This is a genomic window from Streptomyces sp. NPDC001100 (genome assembly GCF_053598575.1).
In genome coordinates this window covers 16,808-32,861 of the sequence record NZ_JBSFKO010000040.1, presented here as the reverse complement: position 1 = coordinate 32,861, position 16,054 = coordinate 16,808, and the positions used below count along the sequence as shown (strand labels likewise).

Sequence of the window (16,054 nt, the reverse complement as noted above, 5' to 3'; positions counted from 1 at the left end):
CGTTGCTCAGAACCTCTCCGGGAAGATCAGGGCGAGGACGAGATAGCCCAGCAGGGCGACGGCCACGACGAGGCCGACGATGTTCTCGGCGGTCACAGCTTCGTCACCCCCTTGGCGACGAGGGCCACCAGCGCGAAGACCGCGATCGTGGTGACGACGAAGGCCAGATCGGCCATCGTGAGCTCCTGGATTGAGGTTCGAATGGAACGGACGCTTAGAGGTAACCCCGCCCGTGACCGAATCCGGCCGCCGTTGACGGGTCCCATACGGCGGCACGTACGCCTTTGACGGGACTCTTACGGCAACGTCGGGCTGCGGCTGGCGAGCGAGGTTCTGCGGGGGTACGGGGCACGGGCTCGCGGGCGGTTTCCGGCGACGCCGGTGCGGGGTCTCGGTTGGAATCCGGCGGCTTCGGTGCCAGGTCTCGGGCGGCTTCCGGCGACGCCGGTACCAGGTCACGGGCAGCTTCCGGCGACGCCGGAACCGGGCCGCAGGCGGCTTCCAACGGCGCGGGAACTGGCCCAGGGGGCTCTACGGCAGCGCCGGCTCTGGTCCGCGGGCAAGTTCTGTGGCGACATCGACACCGGGCCGCGGGTGGCTCCAGGGCGGCGCCCGCTCTGGTCCGCAGGCGGTTCTGCACCAACATCGGCATCAGGCCGCAGGCGGCTCTGCGGTAGGGCCGACACCAACCCGCGGTGCGCTTTGCGCCGATGCCGACACCAACCCGGCAGACGGCTCCACGCCGACACCCCTGCCTGTCCACGGGGCGGCTCCAGTCCGACATCGACACTGGGCCGCCGGCGGCTGTACGGCGGCGCCGACACCGACCCGCGGCGGTTTCCGGCGACGCCGGCTCGGGTCCACAGGCGGTTCTACGGCAACGCCGGTGTCGGGCCCGCAGGCGGCCTCCTCCCCGACCCACCCGCACAGGCCCACAGACGGTTCCAGGCCGACGCCTCGCGGCAGGTGCGGGGCGCGAGCGCCGTGCCCCCGTGGCGAAGCAAGCGCGCCCGCGCCTCACCCCACGTGTCAGAACAACCGGAACCGCAGTCGGCAGATCACCGCGTCCGTGTCCCGCCGTACCGCGTGGGCGACGACGGCCCCGCGCTGGTTCTGGAGCAGCCGCTGCCACAGCCGTACGGGCTCGACCTCGGCGATCAGGACGGTGACCCGGGTGTCCGGTTCCGTCGCCGACACGTTCCGTACGTACGCGGCGATCGGGCGGCCCAGCGTGCGGCGTTCGCAGGCGAGGCGGACCAGGGGCACTCCCGGGTTCCACTCGGCCCAGGCGCGCTCCAGGGCATGGAGGTGGGCGCGGTCCTCGGGGTCGGGGTAGCAGACGGTGACCGCACGGACCTCGTCGCCCAGGGAGGCGGCGGCCGTCAGGGCCTCCGAGGTGAGCCGGGTCAGCGAGGAGACGGGCACGATCACCACGGACCGGTCGCGGTGCGGCGGTTCCGGGATACGGCCGAGGCCGAGCCGCTCGCCGATGTGCGCGTAGGCGCGGTGCACGGTCTCGAAGGCGAGCACGAGCAGCGGCAGGGTGATCACGATCAGCCAGGCGCCCTCCTCGAACTTGCTCGCGGTGACGACGACCGCGGCCACCCCGGTGAGGACCGCGCCGAAGCCGTTCAGGAGGGCCTTGCCGCGCCAGCCGGCGCCCCGTTCGCCGCGCCAGTGCCGGACCATGCCGACCTGGGCGACGGTGAACCCGACGAAGACGCCGATCGCGAAGAGCGGCACGAGGGTGTTGGTGTCGCCGCCGGAGAACACCAGCAGGGCCGCCGAGACCGCGGCCAGCGCGAGCACGCCGTGCCGGTGCACCTGGCGGTCGGCCTTCAACGCGAAGACGTGCGGGAGGTAGTTGTCGCGGGCCAGCAGCTTCAACAGCACGGGCAGCCCGCCGAAGGACGTGTTCGCGGACAGGGCGAGCAGGATCATCGTCGCGAACTGGATGACGTAGAAAGCCCAGTTGTGGCCGAGTGAGGCGTCCGCGAGCTGGGCGAGAACGGTGACTCCCCGGACGGGCTGGAGGTGGAAGCGGGAGATGAGCACCGATAGGCCGATCAGCATCACGCCGAGCACCGCTCCGAGGGCGACCTCCGCGCGCTGGGCCCGTTTCACGCGGGGTGCACGGAAGGAGGGCACCGCGTTGGCGATGGCCTCGACACCGGTCAGGGCGCTGCACCCGGAGGCGAATGCTTTCAGCAACAGCAGGGTGCCGACGCTCGTCGCGTTGTCCGCGAGCGCGGAGGCGTGTCCGTCGGCGGTCGCGGTGCTCACCGGCGCGGACCGGAACAGGCCGACCGCGATGAGCACGAAGATGGAGCCGACGAAGACCACCGTGGGCACGACGAAGGCGCGCGCCGACTCGACGATCCCGCGCAGGTTCACCGCCGTGACCAGCACGAGCACCGCGAGACACAGCCACAGCCGGTCGTCGTACAGCCCGGGGAAGGCCGAGGTCAGGGCCGCGACTCCGGCCGTGACGGCCACGGCGACGTTCAGGACGTAGTCCAGCACCAGCGACGCGGCGGCCACCAGGCTCGTCCGCGCGCCCAGGTGCGTCCTCGCCACGGCGTAGGAGCCACCACCGTCCGGGAAGGCCGCGATGACCTGCCGGTACGACGCGACGAGCACGGCCAGCAGGGCGGCGATGGCGAGCGTCACCGGCAGGGTGAAGCCGAGCCCGTGCGCGCCGGCGGCGGCCAGCACGAGAACGATCGCCTCGGGGCCGTAGGCCACCGACGCCATGGCGTCCAGGGAGAGGGCGGCGAATCCGCCGAGGGCGGTCAGCCGATGGCGCTCGCCGGTATCCGGGGGCTCCTCGTCGGCGGGCGTCTCACCCGGCTGGACAGTCAGAACGGTCATGCCGATGGCTCCTTCGCGTACGGACGCGCGGTGACGGGAACGCGCGAGCTCAAGGTTCCGTCCCGCCACCACTGGTTTCTCCTTCTCCTTGCGGCTTCTTCGCGCCGAACACGCGTTCTTTGACGCGAACTTGACGAGCGTGTGACCAGGGCAACCGCGCTCGGCCGCCGCACGGGCGCTGTGGAGACGTCAAGATCCACCGGCCGCCCGTCAGAGTCCCGTCAAGGTCCGGCCTCCGTACGCCGGGGGATCTCTACCGTCACCTCCATGGCACCGGTGGAGGACCGACGATGGGCGATGGACCTGCGCGGCACGTTCCGCTGCGCGGGCGCGCTCCTCGGACTCCTGCTGGCCGTCGACCGCTTCGGCGGCCGGCTCACGTGCTGGCGGGCCGCGCTCTGGTTCGCCGTGGCGCTGCTGCTCTTCGTGGTGCTGTATCCGCCCCGGGTCCGGGCGGGCGAGGGCTGGCTGTCCGCACGCGGGCTGCTGCGCGAGCGGCGCGTCCGCACGGACCGGCTCGTGTCGGTGCGCTGTCTGGACGGGGTCTCTCAACGGCTGCTGCTGCGCGACGAGTTCGGCAGCCGGGTCTCTGTCGATCCCGATGTGCTGGTCAACAACCCTGACGTGTGGCACAGGTTCGCGGAGGACTCGCACAAGTCCCTTGCCTCCGGCTCGCTCACCTGCGGGGCGACCGCGCTGCGCCGGATCGCGGAACGCGTCGAACGCGAGACCGCGGAGACCGTGTTCAGGGTGTCCGGTCTGGAGTGACCACAAGGCTCGGATCCGACTGGCTCACCCCTTCGGCCAGCGCCAGGGACACGACCATGGTCAGCCCGCCACCCGGGGTGTCCTCCGGGGTGAGCGTCCCGTTCATCGCCTCGGTGAGGCCGCGCGCAAGGGCGAGCCCCAGCCCCAGACCGGTGGTGTTGTCCGTGTCACCGAGGCGCTGGAACGGTTCAAAGAGCCGCTCGCGACCGGTGGTCGGCACCCCGGGCCCTCGGTCCACGACCCGCAGCTCCACCCGCCCGCCCAGCGCGCTGGCGGTGACCAGCACCCGGCGCCCGGGCGGGGTGTGCCGGGCCGCGTTGCCCGCGAGGTTGGCGATCACCCGCTCCAGCAGCGGCGGATCGACGAGCACCGGCGGAATCGACTCCACGTCCCGCAGGTCCACGTCGGGCACGTCCGCGAGCGCCATCGGCAGGACCTCCTCCAGGCTCGTGGCCCGGAGGTTCAACGGCAGGACGCCCGCCTCCAGACGGCTCAAGTCGAGGAGATTTTCCAGCAGTCGGTTCAGTTTGGCCATCGACTCGTCGGCGGTGGCGAGGAGTTCGTCGCGGTCCTCCGCCGAGAACTCGACATCCCGGCCGCGCAGGGAGGTGACGGCCGCCCAGCCGGCCGCGAGCGGGGTGCGCAGATCGTGGCCGACCGCCCGCAGCAGCGCGGTACGCAGCCGGTCGGCGGCCTTCACCGGCTCTATCTCGGCTGCCGCTTCGGCGAGTTGGGCCCGTTCGACGGCGGAGCCGACATGGGCGGCGAAGGCCGCCAGCACCCGGCGCTCCGAGGCGGACAGGGTGCGTCCGCGCAGCACCAGGTAGGCGCCGGGGCCCGCCGGGACCGTGGTGACACCCCCGCCGATGTCGTGGTCCGGCGGTTCGTCGACGAGTTCGGCCGAGTCGGTGCCGAAGGTCTCGCGGGTGCGTTCCAGCAGGGCCGGGATCGTCTGGCCGCCGCGCACGATGCTGCCGGCGAGGGAGGACATGGTCTCGGCCTCGGCGGTGGCGCGCGCCGAGCGCCGGGAAAGTCGTAGCGAACGGTCGACCACGGCGGCCACGGTCGCCGCCACGACCGTGAACACCCCCAGCGCCAACAGGGCGTTGGGGTCGTCCAGCGTGAACTGCCCGATGGGCGGGATGAACCAGTAGTTGAGCAGCAGCGAGGCCGTCACCGACGCGATGACCGCCGAGGCGACTCCGCCGATGCAGGCGACCCCGACCACGGCGAGCAGGAACAGCAGGGCCTCGCTGGTGAGGTTGACCGTGCCGCGCACCTGCGCGAGGCAGACGGTGAGCAGCACCGGCAGTACAAGTCCGGCCACGGGTCCGGCGATCAGCCGTGCGGTCGAGAGGGTACGGCGGCGGGAGGGCAGCAGGGTGCCGCGGCCGGCGCGCTCGTGGGTGACGCGGTGGACGTCGATGTCGCCGGAGAGTTCGGTGACCGTCTCGCCCGTGCCGGGTCCGGACAGGAAGCGCTCCAACCGGCCCCGGCGGCTGGTGCCGAGGACGAGCTGGGTGGCGTTCTCGGTGCGGGCGAACTCGACCAGGGCGGTGGCGACTCCGTCGCCGACCACCGAGTGGTAGCTGCCGCCGAGGTCCTCGACGAGCCTGCGCTGCCGGGCGAGCGAGGCGTGGGAGACCCCGGCGGCGAGTCCGTCGCTGCGGGCCACGTGCACGGCGAGCAGATCGCCGCCCGCCGACCGGTCGGCGATGCGGGCGGCCCGCCGGATGAGCGTGTCGCCCTCCGGGCCGCCGGTCAGCGCCACGACCACCCGTTCCCTCGTCTCCCACACCCCGCCGATCGCGTGCTCGGCGCGGTAGGTGTGCAGGGCCTCGTCGACCCGGTCGGCGACCCACAGCAGCGCCAACTGCCGTAGGGCGGTGAGGTTTCCGGGCCGGAAGTAGTTGGCGAGGGCCGCGTCGATCTTCTCGGGCGCGTAGATGTTGCCGTGCGCCATGCGCCGCCGCAGTCCCTCGGGCGGCATGTCGATCAACTCGATCTGCTGGGCCCGGCGTACGACGTCGTCGGGCACCGTCTCGTGCTGCGGCACCCCGGTGATCTTCTCGACGACGTCCTTGAGGGAGGCGAGATGCTGCACGTTGACGGCGGTGACGACGTCGATGCCGGCGGCGAGGAGTTCGTCGATGTCCTGCCAGCGCTTGGAGTTGCGTCCGCCGCCGGGGACGTTGCTGTGGGCGAACTCGTCGACGACGGCGACCTCGGGGCGGCGGACGAGGACCGCGCCGAGGTCCATCTCCTCGAAGTACCCGCCCCGGTAGGCGCATCGAGCCCGCTCGACGACCTCCAGGCCGTCGAGCATCGCCTCGGTGAGCGGGCGTCCGTGGCACTCGGCGAAGCCGATCACCACATCGGCGCCCCTGGCGGCCCGGCGCCGCGCCTCGTCGAGCATGCGGTAGGTCTTGCCGACGCCCGGGGCCGCCCCGAGGTAGACCTTCAGCCGCCCGCGTCGTAGTACGTCGTTCATCGCCTCCCAGAGAAGCGCTCGGCAGGCCTTCGGGCGGACGTCTTGACGCGTCTCTGGCGCCGCCCGCGAGGACGTTGACACTGTCTTGACGGCGTCCGGCCGGGTTAGGGTGTGCGCGGTGTGCCGGGAAGTCTGGTCGGCGGGGAGTCCGCATGGGCTCGTCCAAGACCACAAGGGGACGGCATGCGCGGCGTCGGTACGGTTCTCGCTCTGGTGGTACTCGCGACGCTGGTCGCGACGTTCGCCCGCCGGTGGCGGATCCCCGCGCCCTCTCTCCTCGTGGTCGCCGGTCTCGCCGTGGCGCTGCTGCCGGGCACCCCTGCCATCGGGATCAGCCCGGACGTGATCGGTCTGGTGGTGCTGCCGCCGCTGCTCTACGCCAGTGCGGAGGATTTGTCGTGGCGTGAGCTGAAGGCGGTGTGGAAGCCGGTCGGGATCCTCGCGATCGGGCTGGTCCTCGCGTCCGCGGCGGCGGTGGGCTGGGTGGCGTCGACGGTGACCCCGTTGTCCTGGCAGATGGCGTTCGTGCTCGGCGCGGTCCTGGCCAGCACCGACCCGGTAGCCGTCACCGCGCTGGGCCGGCGGCTCGCGCTGCCGCCCCGGGTCCAGATGCTCGTCCAGGCGGAGTCCCTGTTCAACGACGCGACCTCACTGGTCCTGTTCCGGGTCGCGGTGAGCGTCGCGGTGGCCTCGGCGGCGGCGAACTGGGGTGCCGCGGGCGGCGAGTTCATCGTCCTGGCGGGCGGCGGCACGGTCATCGGGGCGGCGGTCGCCCACGCCGTGACACTGATCCGGCGGCACACCGAGGACCCGGTCCTGGAGACGGTGATCGCCCTGGTCACGCCGTACGCGGCCTACGTACTGGCGGAGGGCGCGCACACCTCCGGCGTGACCTCGGTGGTGGTGGCGGGTGTCGTCCTGGGCGGTCGCGGCGACCGGCTGACCAACGCCCGCATCCGGCTCCAACTGCACGCCGTCTACGGCACGTTGGTGTTCCTGCTGGAGAGCGTGGTGTTCTCGCTGATCGGACTGGCGCTGCCCACGCAGGTGCGGGCGCTGTCCGACGGCGACCGGGCCTGGCCGCTGTACGCGCTCGCGGTGGCGGGCACCCTGATCGCCGTACGCCTGCTGTGGCTGGCGCCGCTGTCGGCGGTGGTGCAGCGCAAGGCCGGGACGCACCGGGTGAACTGGCGGGTGCCGATGGTGCTGACCTGGGCGGGCACCCGGGGTGTCCTGCCGCTGGCGGCGGCCCTGTCGATCCCGGAGGTCACCAGCAGCGGTGCCGCGCTGACCGACCGGCCGCTGGTCCTCGTCCTCACCACCTCGGTCGTGGTCGTCACCCTCGTCGTGCAGGGATTCACGCTCGCGCCCGTCGTCCGCCGCTCCGGCATCGCCCTGGAACCCGACCACACGGAACGCGAAGAGGCGTCCGCCCGCTGCAGGCTGGCCGACGCGGGCATCCGCCGCCTCGACGAACTCGCCGAGCTGGAAGCCGTACCGGACGTCGTCCTCGACCGGCTCCGCCGCGGCCTCAACGCCCGTCTCGACGACGCCCGCGACCGCCTCGCCGAGAACAACGGACACGCGGCCCACGTCGAGTCGGCCGACCTGGTCTACCGCCAGCTCCGCCGCGACCTGATCGCCGTAGAAGCGGTGGAGTTGCAGCGCCTCTACGACGACCACGCCATCAGCGACACGACCCGCAGGCGGTTGCAGCGGTCGCTGGACCTGGAGGAGGCGAGGCTGGCGGACGTGTGAGGCGGTGGTACGGGGGCGGGCGGCGGCTCCGTCCGGCATGCGCACCCGGCCCGTCGTCACGCTCGGTGTCCACCCTCCGGTACGGGCCTCCTCACGTCCCCCATACAGCCCAACCCACCCCGAACCACTTCCGGCCACCCCTTCCTGATGCGCTCCTGCCGCCCACCCGGCCAGTCTTAACGGAAGATTGACGCCCACGGCCCCGAGATCCATGGGCCCACGCGTCACTCTCCGCTTACGCTGGTGCCGCCGTCCGCGTGATGGCCAGAAACCGCACGCTGACCCGCACCCCAGGAGCACGCCCATGACCACGACCGAACACCCTCCCAGTCGCCTGCGCGCCTGGATGCTGGAGGGCCTGGCCGACATGGGCAAGGGCGGCGGCCAGCAGGTGCCGCAGTCCGCGCCGGAACCCGAACAGCAGGTCCACAAGGGCCAGCGCTGGTGGCGGGTGATGTGCCTGACCGGTGTCGACTACTTCTCCACCCTCGGCTACCAGCCCGGCATCGCGGCGCTGGCGGCCGGACTGCTCTCGCCGGTCGCGACCATCGTGCTGGTGGTCGTGACGCTCGCCGGCGCCCTGCCCGTGTACCGGCGGGTGGCGGAGGAGAGCCCGCACGGCGAGGGCTCCATCGCGATGCTGGAGCGGCTGCTGTCGTTCTGGAAGGGCAAGCTGTTCGTCCTGACCCTGCTCGGCTTCGCCGCGACCGACTTCCTGATCACCATCACCCTGTCGGCCGCCGACGCCTCCACCCACCTCGTGGAGAACCCGCACCTGACCAGCGTCCTGCACGACAAGCAGATGCTGATCACGCTCATCCTGGTGGCCCTGCTCGGCGCGGTGTTCCTCAAGGGCTTCCTGGAGGCGATCGGTGTCGCCCTCTACCTGGTGGCGATCTACCTCAGCCTCAACGTCGTGGTCGTGGTCGTCGGCATGTGGCACGTGCTCACCGAGGCCCATGTGGTCACCGGCTGGACCAGCGCCCTCACCACCGAGCACGGCAACGTCTTCGCGATGGTCGGCGTGTCCCTGCTGGTCTTCCCCAAGCTGGCGCTGGGCCTCTCCGGTTTCGAGACGGGCGTGGCCGTCATGCCGCACGTCGAGGGCGACCCGGACGACACCCACGACAACCCCAAGGGCCGCATCCGGGACACCAAGAAGCTGCTGACGACCGCCGCGCTCATCATGAGTGTGTTCCTGATCGCCACCAGCTTCATCACCACGGTGCTGATCCCGGAGAAGGAGTTCAAGACGGGCGGCCAGGCCAACGGCCGCGCGCTCGCCTACCTCGCGCACCAGTACCTGGGCAACGCCTTCGGCACGGTCTACGACCTCTCGACCATCGCCATCCTGTGGTTCGCCGGCGCGTCCGCGATGGCCGGCCTGCTCAACCTGATGCCGCGCTATCTGCCCCGCTACGGCATGGCCCCGCACTGGGCCCGCGCGGTCCGCCCGATGGTGATCGTCTTCACGCTGATCGCGTTCCTGGTCACCTGGATCTTCGACGCCAGCGTCGACGCGCAGGGCGGCGCCTACGCCACCGGCGTCCTGGTCCTGATGTCCTCGGCCGCGATCGCGGTCACCATCTCCGCCCGCCGCGCCCACCAGCGCAACTGGACCATCGCCTTCGGGATCGTCTCCGCGGTCCTCCTCTACGTCACCGTCGTGAACGTCATCGAGCGCCCGGACGGTGTGAAGATCGGCGCCTGCTTCATCGCCGGCATCATCCTGGTCTCGCTGCTGTCCCGGCTGGCCCGCGCCTTCGAACTGCGCGTGACGAGCGTGCAGTTGGACCCCATGGCGGAACGATTCATCCGGGACATGGCCAGCCGGAAGATCCGCTTCGTGGCCAACGAGCCCGACCGCCGCGACAAGGCCGAGTACCGGGACAAGATCGAGCAGATCCGCGCCGACAACGACATCCCCGGCGAGGACTTCGTGTTCGTGGAGGTGACGGTCCTCGACGCATCCGAGTTCGAGGCGGGCCTGACGGTGCGCGGCGAGGTGCTGCACGGCCGCTACCGGGTGCTGACCCTGGAGTCCTCGTCCGTCCCGAACGCGCTGGCCGCGCTGATGCTGCACGCCCGCGACACCACGGGCCGCATCCCGCACATGTACTTCGAGTGGACCGAGGGCAATCCCTTCGCCAACTTCCTCCGCTTCTTCCTCTTCGGCCAGGGCGAGGTCGCCCCGGTCACCCGTGAGGTCCTCCGCGAGGCGGAACCGGACCGCGCCCGCCGCCCGCGCGTACACACGGGCTGACGCCTACCGGACCTGACGCCCCGCACACCGGCCGGCCCGGTCCGGTCCGGCCCCGAGAGTCTCGCGCGCCTGCGCACGGACCAACCGGACAGGGCACTGCGCGCCCGCGCGGACACACCACCTGACGCCCACCGGACCTGACGCCCCCGCACCCGCACACCGGCCGGCCCGGGCCAGCACCGAGGGCCTCGCGCGCACGCGCACCGACCACCCGGACAGGGCACTGCGCCCACGCGTACACACCACCTGACGCGGAGCCGTCCCGACGCCCCCCGAACCCACTCCGGTCGAGCCGCGCCCGGCGACCCCGCGCACCGACGGCGCCGGACAACTCCAACGCCCCGCGCCCAGACACCGACCCGACCCATCGCGCCGGGCAAGCCTCCTGCCCGTACCTCCCCCGGTCGACCGTTCGCGGTCGACCGGGCCGGCGTCACCGTAAGAGACACGACAAAATCCGGTCCCGCAGTGTAAGAGGCCCGTCAGGGGCCCGCGCGTCGGGCCCGGGGCGGCCTACGGTCGGCCTCATGCGGCAGAGCACCCCACCACGGGACCCGACCGGCGACCGTCACTGGCGTGGCGACGCCCGGCTGGCGGTGGGCTGCGCGCTCGGCTTCCTCTCGATGACCCTGCTGGTCGACTGGAACGCCGGAACCCTCACCCTGCCCCGCGCACTGCTGTGGTTCGCCATGTCGGCGGCGCTCTGCGCCGTACTGCTCCCGCACCGCGTGACCGCTGGCCCCGGCTGGCTCACCGTGGACAGCCCGCTGCTGCGCCGCACGGTGCGCACGGACGCACTGACGGTCGTCCGGCAGTACGGCGATGTCTCCGCGCGTCTGGTCCTGCGGGACACGCACGGGCAGTGGCTCGAACTGGACCCCCGGGTGCTGGTCGCCAACCCCCTTCTCTGGCACGAACTGGACACGGGCATACGGCACTCGATGGAGCGCGGCACACTGCGCCAGGGCACCGACGTCCGACGTCACCTGGGCCAACTGGTCGACGACGAGACTGCCCGGTCGGTGCTCAGGGCGTCGGGGATTTCCTGACCCTGCGCCGCGTCCGGCGTATCAGGACCTTTCCGAACCCGAGTTGGCCGACGATCTCTATCCGCAGCTCGACCGGAGCCCCGGCGTCACCCGGCCCGCGCGTCTTGACCTTGCTGTAGTTGAGCACCAGGTCGTCGGTGTTCACGACGACACCCGGCGGGAGCAGCAGCCGCAGCGCACCGAGGTGCATGTCCAGGTCGACGCGGAGCGTGGCCTGGGTGATCACCGCCTGCGTGAGGTCGAGTGTCACATCGCCCAGGCGCGACTGGATCTCCAGCCTGCGCGGCACCACCCAGCCGTCACCGCGCCGCGTGGAGCCGCCGTTCTGCTCGATGCGGGCAACGTCCTTCACCTCGACCGGAGTCGCGCCGGCCACCACCGGCAGGTCGGCCGTCAGGACCGCCAGCTCCCCCAGCGTGCGGGCGGACAGGGCGGCCTCGACGCGCTCGTCCAGTTCCTCGGCGGTCAGCCGTCCGTCGCCGGCCGCGCCGGTCAGCACGTCCACGACGCGGTCCCGGTCCGCGTGCGAGGCCCGCAACCCGGTCGTGCCCGTCAGCTCACCCGACATACCCTCACCCCGATCGACGGACTGCGCTATATCGCGTTATACCCCAGAGCCAACCCCTCGTCCACCGACTTCCGTTTCTGCCCCTAGGGTGGCGCGTATGCAGTCCTACACAATCGGCCAGGCGGCGCGGCTGCTCGGCGTGAGTCCCGACACCGCGCGGCGGTGGGCCGACGCGGGCCGGGTGACGACCCACCGCGACGAGGGCGGCCGGCGGCTCATCGACGGTGTCGATCTGGCCGCGTTCTCGGTCGAGTTGGCCAAGTCGGGCGTCGTCGAGGAGGGCACCTCCTACACCTCGGTGCGCAACGCGTTCCCCGGCATCGTCACCGCGATCAAGCTCGGCGACGTCGCCGCCCAGGTCGAGATCCAGGCGGGCCCGCACCGGCTGGTCTCGCTGCTGACCCGCGAGGCCGTCGAGGAACTCGGCCTGGAGGTCGGCATGGAGGCCACCGCCCGCGTGAAGTCGACGAACGTACATATCGACCGGGTGTGAGGCGGGCGGTGAGCTCCGTCCGTCACCTGGGGGGAGCACCCGTCACTTGTTGACCGAGTAGGAGTGCGCGCCGGTCCCCGCCAGCGCGCCCCCGTCCACGATCAGGTACTCGTCACGGATCGGCCGCCCGGCGAAGAACGCCTCCAGGATCTCCCGGGTGCCCGCCGCGTACCGGGCCTGCGCCGACAGCGAGGAACCGGAGATGTGCGGGGTCATCCCGTGGTGCGGCATCGTGCGCCAGGGGTGATCCGCGGGAGCGGGCTGCGGGAACCACACGTCACCGGCGTAGCCCGCCAACTGCCCACTGCGCAGCGCCCGGTCGACGGCGTCCCGGTCGACGATCTTCGCGCGCGCGGTGTTGATGAGGTACGCGCCGCGCTTCATCTGCGCGAGCAGTTTGTCGCCGAACAGCCCCTCCGTCTCCGGGTGCAGCGGCGCGTTGATGGTGACGACATCGCAGTGCGGCACCATGTCCTCGGCGCTCTCGTGCCAGGTCAGCCCCAACTCCCGCTCCACGTCCTCGGACAGCCGGTACCGGTCGGTGTAGTGCAGCTGCACGTCGAAGGGCGCGAGCCGCCGCAGCACCGCGAGCCCGATCCGCCCGGCGGCGACCGTCCCGACGTGCATGCCTTCGAGGTCGTACGAACGGGCCACGCAGTCCGCGATGTTCCAGCCGCCGTCGAGCACGACCTGGTGGGACGGCAGGTAGTTGCGCACCAGAGACAGCGTCATCATCACGACGTGTTCGGCGACGCTGATGCTGTTGCAGTACGTCACCTCCGCGACCGTCACGCCGTGGGAGATCGCCGCGTCGAGGTCGACGTGGTCGGAGCCGATGCCGGCGGTGACCGCGAGCTTGAGGTTCTTGGCGGCGGCGATCCGCTCGGGGGTGAGGTACGCGGGCCAGAACGGCTGCGAGATCACGATGTCGGCGTCGACCAGTTCACGGTCGAAGACCGAGCCCTCGCCGTCCTTGTCGGAGGTGACGACGAGGGTGTGCCCGGCGGCCTCCAGGTAGGCGCGCAGGCCGAGTTCACCGGAGACACTGCCGAGGAGGTGGCCCGGGGTGAAGTCGACCGCCTCGGGGGTGGGCGTGGTCTGGCCGCCGGGGTAGTGGTCGATCACGGGCAGGTCGTCGCGGGCGTACGAGGTCGGGTATCCGTCGGTCGGGTCGTCGTACAGGACACAGAGAACCTTGGCCATGTCGCGGCTCCTCAACTCCGTTGTCGGAAGGTGCACTTCACGATCCTCGGGGTGAATCGCCCTGGTCAAAGCGAACGTTGCTATGGCCGGATAGCCCGCTTCTATCAGCGCCCTTCGCCGAGGTAGGTGTGCAGCAGTTCGTCGAGCGCGTCGCGTACGCCCGCCTCCCGCGCCACCTTCAACAGGGCTTCCGCCAGCACGGATTGGGGTTCGGTGCGGGCGACGACCAGCCCGACCCGGGGCCCGTGCGCGGGACCGTTCAGCGGCACCACCCTCATCCCCTCCGGTACGTCGAACATGTGCAGCCACGCGTGCGAGATCACACTCGACCAACGCCCGCCGGGCAGCAGGGTGTAGAGCCCGGCGACACTGTCCGACTCGATCGCCGGGGAGACCGTCGCCCCCTCGGCGGCGAAACACTCGTCGATGATGCGCCGGTTGCGCATCCGCGAGTTGAGCAGGCAGAGCGGGAGGGTGGCCGCCTGCGCCCAACTGGCCCTGGAAACACCGCCAAGTGGTCCGTCGACCGGCGTGAGGAGCACATACCGCTCCTCGTAGAGCGGAAGGCGGCGGACGTTGCGCAGGCTGTCGTCGTCCAGGTACGTCATCGCCGCGTCCAGCTCGAACTCGGCGAGCCCGTGCCGGATGTCGACGGACGACAGCGACTCCAGGGCTACCCGGGCCCGGGGATGCCGTTCGCAGAACGGGGTGGTCAGGAGGGAGGCGGCGGGCAGCGCGGTCGGAACGACGCCCAGCCGCAGCGTGCCGGTCAGGCCGCCGCGCAGGGCGGACAACTCCTGGTGCAGGGCGTCCCGTTCGGCCAGGATGCGGTGCGCCCAGGCGAGCACCACCTCGCCCTCCGGGGTCAGCCCCTCGTACTTTCTGCCGCGCCGCACGATCGGCACGTCCAACTCGTGCTCCAGCCGTCGGATCGCGGCCGACAACGAGGGCTGCGAGACATAGCAGGCCGCCGCGGCGCGCGCGAAGTGCCGCTCACGGGCGAGCGCGACGAGGTACTCCAGCTGACGCAACAGCATCCCTGACCTCCCCTGTGACGTGCAGGCTAGGCGCTGTCCGTCCGGCACAACAGGGCTGCCCACAGGTCGAGTCGATCGTCGAGCCGGGAGAGGTCACGGCCGGTGAAGTGCTCGATGCGAGCGATGCGGTAGTGCACGGAGTTGACGTGCAGACGCAGCGCCTCCGCGGTCCGCGCCCAGGACCCGTCACAGGCGAGGAAGCTCTCCACCGTCTCCAACAGCACGGCGTTGCGCCGCAGTTCAGCGAGCACGGTCCAGCCGAAGGCGGTACGGACCTCGGCCGGCACACCCGTGAGCAGTACGTCGAGCCCGGTGAGCACGGAGGCGTCCACGGGCGCGGACCCGTGACGTGCGGTACCGCGTGCCGAGGTGAGCGCGTAACGTGGTGGCGGGCAAGACCACGCTGCGCGCATCCCGCGCCCTTGCGAACCGGTTGCTCGACTTCGCCGCCGCCCGGCTGCAACTCCCGCCCGCCGACTGTCGGTTGGCGGAGGAGACCGTACTGAACCCGAACGGCCGTCTGACGCTGAAGGAGCTGCACGCGGCCGGTGCGGCGGTCGGGACGGAGTTCAGCGCCGACGGACACTTCGGCGGCACCCCGCGTTCCGTGGCCTTCAACGCGCAGTGGTTCAGGGTCTCCGTGGACCCGGACACGGGCGAGATCCGCATCCTGCGCAGTGTGCACGCGGCGGACGCGGGAACGGTGATGAACCCGATGCAGTGCCGGGGCCAGGTGGAGGGTGGGGTCGCCCAGGCGCTCGGCGCGACCCTCTTCGAGAGCGTCCGCATCGACGGGCAGGGCGCGGTGGAGAGTGGAGACGGCCGCGTTCCGCCGCTACCGGCTCCCGCAGTACGTGGACGTGCCGCGCACCGAGGTGCACTTCATGGAAACGGCGGACGCCATCGGGCCGTTGGGCGCCAAGTCGATGAGCGAGAGTCCCTTCAACCCGGTCGCGCCCGCCTTCGCCAACGCCCTGCGGGACGCGACGGGCGTCCGCTTCACCGACCTTCCGCCGACCCGCGACCGGGGGTGGCCGGCACTGGCCGACTCGCCGCGCCGTACCCCCCGTCCACCCGTATCGCACTGATCCCGCTGATGTGCCGGGCCCCGCAACGGTCCTGCGGAAGCACCAGTTGCGGCCCGGCACGGTCGAGCGGGGTGTCGTCGATGCTCACGGCGAGCAGAACAGGGGCATGAGCGAAGTCGGGGTCGATCTCGGCCCAGGACAGCAGCGCGTGGTGCCCGTCCGTACCGCTCACCGCGATGAGGAAGCGCAACCGGTCCTTGCGGCGGACGGGGTCGAAGCCGGGACCGGCCGCGGACAGGACGTCGTAGAGCCGTGGTCCCGCGAAGCGGTGGACCTGGGTGCCGCTGGTGGCGCACTCGAAGCTGACCGCACCCGGTGCAGCGGCCAGTTCAGCAGGTCGGGCACGGTGAGCCGGGCGGGCCGGGCGAGGTCCCCCGTCAGGTCGAGCTGCGCGAGCGTCACGAGCCGTCACCTCCCGGAATGTGATGCCCGGACGGCAGTCCCGTACAAACGCACATGCGCACC

Annotated in this window: 13 protein-coding genes and 2 pseudogenes; 6 read left to right on the top strand and 9 right to left on the bottom strand. The window is 71.5% G+C overall.

Annotated elements, in window-relative coordinates:
- Nucleotides 1-6 precede the first annotated feature (6 nt).
- From kdpF to ACWDEW_RS39680, 3 genes are all read right to left on the bottom strand, one after another.
- Nucleotides 7-96 carry a K(+)-transporting ATPase subunit F gene (gene kdpF / locus ACWDEW_RS39690; RefSeq protein WP_016434100.1) on the bottom strand — a complete coding sequence of 30 codons (90 nt, stop codon included), beginning with the start codon at nucleotides 94-96 and terminating at the stop codon, nucleotides 7-9.
- The gene (locus ACWDEW_RS39685; RefSeq protein ID WP_450519807.1) at nucleotides 93-266 is read right to left on the bottom strand and encodes a hypothetical protein; all 174 of its coding nucleotides are present in this window, start codon (nucleotides 264-266) and stop codon (nucleotides 93-95) included. Before ACWDEW_RS39685 ends, kdpF begins: the two co-directional genes overlap by 4 nt.
- A gap of 763 nt (nucleotides 267-1,029) precedes the next feature.
- On the bottom strand, nucleotides 1,030-2,871 hold the full coding sequence (locus ACWDEW_RS39680; protein WP_450519805.1) for an APC family permease: 1,842 nt from the start codon (nucleotides 2,869-2,871) through the stop codon (nucleotides 1,030-1,032).
- A gap of 267 nt (nucleotides 2,872-3,138) precedes the next feature.
- Between ACWDEW_RS39680 and ACWDEW_RS39675 the strand changes: the two genes are divergently transcribed.
- Nucleotides 3,139-3,639: a hypothetical protein gene (locus ACWDEW_RS39675; RefSeq protein WP_450519803.1), complete on the top strand. Its 501-nt coding sequence runs from the start codon at nucleotides 3,139-3,141 to the stop codon at nucleotides 3,637-3,639.
- On the opposite strand, the gene ACWDEW_RS39670 is transcribed toward ACWDEW_RS39675, so the two are convergent.
- A complete protein-coding gene (locus ACWDEW_RS39670; protein WP_450519801.1) occupies nucleotides 3,617-6,130 on the bottom strand; it encodes an ATP-binding protein in 2,514 nt (837 codons plus the stop codon). The two genes, ACWDEW_RS39675 and ACWDEW_RS39670, sit on opposite strands and share 23 nt — an antisense overlap.
- A gap of 183 nt (nucleotides 6,131-6,313) precedes the next feature.
- Between ACWDEW_RS39670 and ACWDEW_RS39665 the strand changes: the two genes are divergently transcribed.
- From ACWDEW_RS39665 to ACWDEW_RS39655, 3 genes are all read left to right on the top strand, one after another.
- Nucleotides 6,314-7,888, top strand: coding sequence for a Na+/H+ antiporter (locus ACWDEW_RS39665; RefSeq protein WP_450519799.1), 1,575 nt, complete (start codon nucleotides 6,314-6,316; stop codon nucleotides 7,886-7,888).
- A gap of 304 nt (nucleotides 7,889-8,192) precedes the next feature.
- The gene (locus tag ACWDEW_RS39660; protein WP_450519797.1) at nucleotides 8,193-10,151 is read left to right on the top strand and encodes an amino acid transporter; all 1,959 of its coding nucleotides are present in this window, start codon (nucleotides 8,193-8,195) and stop codon (nucleotides 10,149-10,151) included.
- A 527-nt stretch (nucleotides 10,152-10,678) separates the two neighbouring features.
- On the top strand, nucleotides 10,679-11,200 hold the full coding sequence (locus ACWDEW_RS39655; protein WP_450519795.1) for a hypothetical protein: 522 nt from the start codon (nucleotides 10,679-10,681) through the stop codon (nucleotides 11,198-11,200).
- Here the strand turns inward: ACWDEW_RS39655 and ACWDEW_RS39650 are convergent.
- On the bottom strand, nucleotides 11,178-11,768 hold the full coding sequence (locus ACWDEW_RS39650; RefSeq protein ID WP_450519792.1) for a DUF1707 SHOCT-like domain-containing protein: 591 nt from the start codon (nucleotides 11,766-11,768) through the stop codon (nucleotides 11,178-11,180). The genes ACWDEW_RS39655 and ACWDEW_RS39650 overlap by 23 nt on opposite strands.
- A gap of 97 nt (nucleotides 11,769-11,865) precedes the next feature.
- Here ACWDEW_RS39650 and ACWDEW_RS39645 point away from each other — a divergent pair, with 97 nt between their 5' ends.
- Nucleotides 11,866-12,261: a TOBE domain-containing protein gene (locus tag ACWDEW_RS39645; protein ID WP_450519786.1), complete on the top strand. Its 396-nt coding sequence runs from the start codon at nucleotides 11,866-11,868 to the stop codon at nucleotides 12,259-12,261.
- Between the two features lie 42 nt (nucleotides 12,262-12,303).
- Here ACWDEW_RS39645 and ACWDEW_RS39640 read toward each other — a convergent pair whose 3' ends face one another.
- The 3 genes from ACWDEW_RS39640 to ACWDEW_RS39630 form a co-directional block, all read right to left on the bottom strand.
- Nucleotides 12,304-13,464: an NAD-dependent formate dehydrogenase gene (locus ACWDEW_RS39640; RefSeq protein ID WP_450519784.1), complete on the bottom strand. Its 1,161-nt coding sequence runs from the start codon at nucleotides 13,462-13,464 to the stop codon at nucleotides 12,304-12,306.
- A 104-nt stretch (nucleotides 13,465-13,568) separates the two neighbouring features.
- Nucleotides 13,569-14,501: a LysR family transcriptional regulator gene (locus tag ACWDEW_RS39635; protein WP_450519782.1), complete on the bottom strand. Its 933-nt coding sequence runs from the start codon at nucleotides 14,499-14,501 to the stop codon at nucleotides 13,569-13,571.
- Nucleotides 14,502-14,527: 26 nt separating this feature from the next.
- Nucleotides 14,528-14,833 carry a PucR family transcriptional regulator gene (locus ACWDEW_RS39630; protein ID WP_450519780.1) on the bottom strand — a complete coding sequence of 102 codons (306 nt, stop codon included), beginning with the start codon at nucleotides 14,831-14,833 and terminating at the stop codon, nucleotides 14,528-14,530.
- A 50-nt stretch (nucleotides 14,834-14,883) separates the two neighbouring features.
- Here ACWDEW_RS39630 and ACWDEW_RS39625 point away from each other — a divergent pair.
- Nucleotides 14,884-15,589, top strand: a pseudogene (locus ACWDEW_RS39625) (xanthine dehydrogenase family protein molybdopterin-binding subunit); the annotation flags it as partial.
- On the opposite strand, the pseudogene ACWDEW_RS39620 reads toward ACWDEW_RS39625, so the two are convergent.
- Nucleotides 15,501-15,991, bottom strand: a pseudogene (locus tag ACWDEW_RS39620) (molybdopterin-dependent oxidoreductase). The pseudogenes ACWDEW_RS39625 and ACWDEW_RS39620 sit on opposite strands and share 89 nt — an antisense overlap.
- Between the last annotated feature and the right edge of the window lie 63 nt (nucleotides 15,992-16,054).

Excerpts from the sequence above, each read along its gene's own strand:
- ACWDEW_RS39650 (WP_450519792.1), bottom strand. The coding sequence starts at position 11,768 with ATGTCGGGTGAGCTGACGGGCACGACCGGGTTGCGGGCCTCGCACGCG.
- ACWDEW_RS39660 (WP_450519797.1), top strand. The coding sequence starts at position 8,193 with ATGACCACGACCGAACACCCTCCCAGTCGCCTGCGCGCCTGGATGCTG.
- ACWDEW_RS39685 (WP_450519807.1), bottom strand. The coding sequence starts at position 266 with ATGGGACCCGTCAACGGCGGCCGGATTCGGTCACGGGCGGGGTTACCT.
- ACWDEW_RS39640 (WP_450519784.1), bottom strand. The coding sequence starts at position 13,464 with ATGGCCAAGGTTCTCTGTGTCCTGTACGACGACCCGACCGACGGATAC.
- ACWDEW_RS39655 (WP_450519795.1), top strand. The coding sequence starts at position 10,679 with ATGCGGCAGAGCACCCCACCACGGGACCCGACCGGCGACCGTCACTGG.
- ACWDEW_RS39680 (WP_450519805.1), bottom strand. The coding sequence starts at position 2,871 with ATGACCGTTCTGACTGTCCAGCCGGGTGAGACGCCCGCCGACGAGGAG.
- ACWDEW_RS39635 (WP_450519782.1), bottom strand. The coding sequence starts at position 14,501 with ATGCTGTTGCGTCAGCTGGAGTACCTCGTCGCGCTCGCCCGTGAGCGG.
- ACWDEW_RS39665 (WP_450519799.1), top strand. The coding sequence starts at position 6,314 with ATGCGCGGCGTCGGTACGGTTCTCGCTCTGGTGGTACTCGCGACGCTG.
- ACWDEW_RS39645 (WP_450519786.1), top strand. The coding sequence starts at position 11,866 with ATGCAGTCCTACACAATCGGCCAGGCGGCGCGGCTGCTCGGCGTGAGT.
- ACWDEW_RS39675 (WP_450519803.1), top strand. The coding sequence starts at position 3,139 with ATGGCACCGGTGGAGGACCGACGATGGGCGATGGACCTGCGCGGCACG.
- ACWDEW_RS39670 (WP_450519801.1), bottom strand. The coding sequence starts at position 6,130 with ATGAACGACGTACTACGACGCGGGCGGCTGAAGGTCTACCTCGGGGCG.